Source organism: Micromonospora sp. DH13 (genome assembly GCF_020873825.1).
Classification (GTDB): domain Bacteria; phylum Actinomycetota; class Actinomycetes; order Mycobacteriales; family Micromonosporaceae; genus Micromonospora; species Micromonospora haikouensis.
In genome coordinates this window covers 1-276 of record NZ_JAHWGR010000120.1, presented here as the reverse complement: position 1 = coordinate 276, position 276 = coordinate 1, and the positions used below count along the sequence as shown (strand labels likewise).

The following is a 276-nucleotide window of genomic DNA, read 5'->3' as shown; positions in this document are numbered from 1 at the left end:
GTGTCTCAGTCCCAGTGTGGCCGGTCGCCCTCTCAGGCCGGCTACCCGTCGTCGCCTTGGTAGGCCATCACCCCACCAACAAGCTGATAGGCCGCGAGCCCATCCCAGGCCGAAAAACTTTCCACCCCCTGCCATGCGGCAGAAGGTCGTATTCGGTATTAGCCCCCGTTTCCGAGGGTTATCCCAAAGCCTAGGGCAGGTTGCTCACGTGTTACTCACCCGTTCGCCGCTCGAGTACCCCGAAGGGCCTTTCCGCTCGACTTGCATGTGTTAAGC

General features: G+C 61.2%; 1 rRNA gene. It reads right to left on the bottom strand.

Annotation, left to right across the window (positions count from 1 at the left end):
• Positions 1–276 (bottom strand): 16S ribosomal RNA (locus LPA42_RS33535); the annotation flags it as partial.